Raw genomic sequence first — 4,190 nt, forward strand, 5'->3', positions numbered from 1 at the left:
ACTGTGGACAAAAGCACGATCGCGACCACAATGCAGCAATAAATATATTAGTCGCGGGTGGGCAATCCGAGACTTTAAACGGACGTGGAGGCAAGCATAAGACTACTGCCAAAGTAGCAGCAGCCGAGGAAACGTCAACCCGCCGAGGAGCTACGGTTCGGTAGGAATCTCCACGCCTTTAGGCTGGAGAGGATGTCAACTATCTTTGGTTAAATCTATCCTTCACTGAACTATATTTTTGATATTGATTGAGTAATTTTCTGGGACTTGATTTCTAATTTAGCAGCACTTAAATCACTGAATATCTATAGGATCTAGATTCATTTAGTAGACCATAATTAAAAATTAATTTGCTAAAGTCAGGAAATTGAATATTCTTAGTGTAAAATTATCTTTAACTAATTACACTTTCATTGCGAAAACAATTATATTAATTAATATTAATATTAATATTAATATAATTTAAGGCCAAGGCTATTGACTAAGCCTCAACTATGCTTCAGTTAAATATATTTAAGTGGTTGCAGGTACCTACTGAGACTACAGAATTATTGATAGAGCAGTTACTAGACATTGGAGTTGCTTTATCTGACACTCATAATTTGGGTGAACTATTAAATTTAATATTATCTAAAAGTCGAGAGATAACTTGTAGTGATGCGGGTAGTGTTTATTTAGTAGATGAACTAAATAGCAAGCAACAGAAGTTATTGTTCAAGGTCGCTCAAAATGATTCTTTATCAGAATTTGCCTTTCAGGAACTAGAATTAGCTATGACATCTGAAAGCTTGGCCGGGTACGTTGCTTTAACAGGTCATACTTTAAATTTACCAGATGTTTACAATCTTCCAGAAGATGTTCCCTATAAATTTGATAAAAGTTTTGATGATACAACAAGTTATCGCACTTGTTCAGTATTGATTTTACCGATACAAAATCGACATCAGGAAATAATTGGAGTGCTTCAGTTAATTAACCGTAAACTTAAATCTGATGTTGTACTCACAAAAGAAAATGCCAAAGAATTAACTCAGTCATATTCAGAATGGGAAGAGAGAATATTAATTTCTTTAGCCTCTCAAGCAGCTATATCTATAGAAAGAAATCATCTACAAGAAAATATAGAAAATTTATTTGAGGGTTTTGTCAAAGCATCAGTACAAGCAATAGAAGCGAGAGATCCTTGTACATCTGGTCATTCAGAGCGAGTAGCAAAATTAACAGTAGGTCTGTGTGAAGAAGTAAATATGATTACTAATGGTCTATTGTCAGACATATATTTTAGTAGTCAGCAAATTCAGGAAATCCGTTATGCAGCTCTATTACATGATTTCGGTAAAATAGGTGTGCCAGAAGCTATATTAACAAAACGCAAAAAATTATATGAAGAACAATTAGACCTAATCCAGCAAAGGTTTTCTGTAGCCCAACGTACTTTGGAAATGGAATCTGCTCAAACCAAGTACAAATACTTGCTTGGACACTTGTCTGACAAATCTCAACCACATACTCAAGACAATTGTCCTTTGTGCCAAAAAATAGAAAACTTGGATTTAGAGCTAGAAGCAGCAATTACTCAGCTTAACGACTATTGGCAAACAATACTAAGGGCTAACGAGCCGACAATTATAGCAGAAGAACCACTACAGCAACTACAGCAAATATCACTTTACACCTACAAAGATATAGATGGTCAAATTAAACCTCTGATTACACCAGAGGAAATGACTCAACTTTTAGTTCCTCGGGGGAATTTGACCCCTGAAGAAAGACAAGCTATGGAAGCTCATGTAACAGATTCCTACGAATTTTTAAAACAGATTCCTTGGACAAAAAATCTACAGAAGATACCAGAAATTGCTTATGGACACCATGAAAAATTGGATGGCAGTGGTTATCCTAGGGGACTAAAAGAAAAGGATATTTCTATTCAAGCTCAAATTATAATTATCGCAGATATATATGATGCTTTAACGGCTGGCGATCGCCCTTATAAAAAAGGCTTACCTGTGGAAGTTGCTCTGAGAATTATGCGTTCTGAAGCAGCCAAGAATAAAATTAATAGCCATTTTTTGGAACTATTTGAACAGAGACAAGTCTTTTCGATACTAGGACACAGTAAATAATACGAATTACCAGAAACTTTGCTATATTTGGATTTTATATTTCTATTTAGGAAATCCTAAGTATCTTTATTAACAAAAAACTTGACAAAATAGACAAGTTGTGTATAACTATTTAAGAGTTTTTTCAGAAGCAAAAGTGTATTGAAAAATACTTTTTTTGAGTAATTAAGTAGTTTTGCCTAGCTACTATACTCTTTATTTCTTATTCCCCGCTCCCTGCTCCCCTTCTCCCCACAAAGTTTTCAGGAATTCCTTATAATGGATAGCTTTAAGGGAGGGGTCTTTGTGGGAGTGAATGGTCGGCGCGATCGCGGTCTTATCAAATATTGAATAAAGGTTGTTGATACAAAAAAATTGTGATAGCCTGTCAATCATCTACCTAACTTATATATGGACAAGCTGTTGCTTTGATAGTTATCAGTTTGGGTATACCTAAAATCTTAAGGTGAAAAATCTAAATTTGTAGTATAAGGTCATAGAAGAGCATTGACTTAATCAAAGAGTAAGGATATAAGAGCTGAAAAATCATACTATTAAAGTATAAAACTCAGTAGTATGGTTCTGAATTAGTATTATTTCCTAGATTTTTTCATCTTCTAAGACTTATTAACGGTACTACGGTCATGTAATGGATATGCCATTAAATCCTTTAAGCTTTGATTGCTAGAAGTGTGGTTTGTCTGTAGACCGCATGAATATGATATATAAGTACAAACTCTATAAATGCGGTTGGCTTAACCGTTTATGCTTGTGGAGGTCGTGCTGCCGACAGTGACTGTAGAAGCAGGAAGTAAACATTAAAATGTTATAGCCAGTGACGTTTTATATCAGTTTTATAAAGCAGCCAAATAGTCTCTCTGTAATTGGTGTGAGGATGAGGGGAAAATGTCAAAAATATTCTGGAATTGTCTACTTTTTAGTCCAGCAGTCTTGGGAGCAACCCTTGTTGCATCCTCAACCGCTGTGGCAATTGAAAGTCAACCAACTAATACAGTTATTCAGCCTCAAGCTGCAACAACTGAAAATTTATCAACAAATATAATAATAGATACACAAGGAACTGAACTATTAGCTCAAGTTCCTGGAACAAATTCGGCTAATTCTGTTGCAAATACACCAGCAACTACCATACGACAAATAAACCGCTACGGTAGAGAAGGTCGTAATCTTCGTCAACCAGGTCTTCGTAATCTTAACAGAATTAATGGTAGAAATGGTAGAAGGAAAAAAGGTCAAGTTACTTCTGTATCTCAACTTTCTGATGTTCAGCCTACAGATTGGGCATTTCAAGCACTACAATCTTTGGTTGAACGCTATGGATGTATCGTTGGATATCCAGATGGTACTTACAGAGGCAACCGTTCTTTGACCCGTTTTGAATTTGCTGCTGGTGTTAACGCTTGCCTAGATAGAATTACAGAACTTTTACAAGCTGCTCTAGCAGATACAGTAACTAGAGAAGACCTGGCGATTCTGCAAAGGTTACAAGAAGAATTTTCGGCAGAATTAGCAATTCTCAGAGGTCGTGTCGATGCTCTAGAAGCTCGTGCTGCTGAATTGGAGGCTAATCAATTCTCTACAACCACTAAACTTAGAGGTGAGGTAATTTTTGCTCTTGTTGATAATTTTGAAGACGAAGGGCGATATGGAGCGTTCAGTGATAATACCCAAGATGAAGACCAAACAGTATTCCAATACAGGGTACGTTTGAATTTCAACACTAGCTTTTCTGGTGAGGACTTATTATTTACCAGGTTACAAGCAGGTAATGCTCAAGCATTTAACCAATGGATAGCTGAGTCCGAGGGACAGCAAACCTTTAATATTCTTGACCGTACAGATGATACGCTTCAGCTAGATAAACTATTCTATAAGTTCCCTGTCAGAGATAATATCAGGGTAACTATTGCTGCTAATAAGGTAAGTTGGTACGACTTTGTTCCTACACTTAATCCTTATATGGAAGACTTTGATGGAGGAAGTGGTTCTCTCAGTGCTTTTGGTCAAAGGAACCCCATCTATAGATTAGGGGGGGGTAAAGGACTTGGAGTTGAGTATGATTTA

The 4,190-nt window shown here is 36.2% G+C and carries 2 protein-coding genes; both read left to right on the plus strand.

Annotated features, from left to right (window positions below; translation table 11 throughout):
- Window positions 1-494: 494 nt before the first annotated feature.
- Complete coding sequence (locus tag F6K22_RS33970; protein ID WP_293108545.1) at window positions 495-2,126, plus strand: HD family phosphohydrolase; 1,632 nt, start codon at window positions 495-497, stop codon at window positions 2,124-2,126.
- Window positions 2,127-3,011: 885 nt separating this feature from the next.
- On the plus strand, window positions 3,012-4,190 hold a 1,179-nt coding region (locus tag F6K22_RS33975), incomplete at its 3' end, for an iron uptake porin (protein ID WP_293108548.1).

The organism is Okeania sp. SIO2F4 (genome assembly GCF_010672385.1).
Classification (GTDB): Bacteria; Cyanobacteriota; Cyanobacteriia; order Cyanobacteriales; family Microcoleaceae; genus Trichodesmium.

Coding starts and splice junctions, on each gene's coding strand:
- F6K22_RS33970 (WP_293108545.1), top strand. CDS start 495: ATGCTTCAGTTAAATATATTTAAGTGGTTGCAGGTACCTACTGAGACT.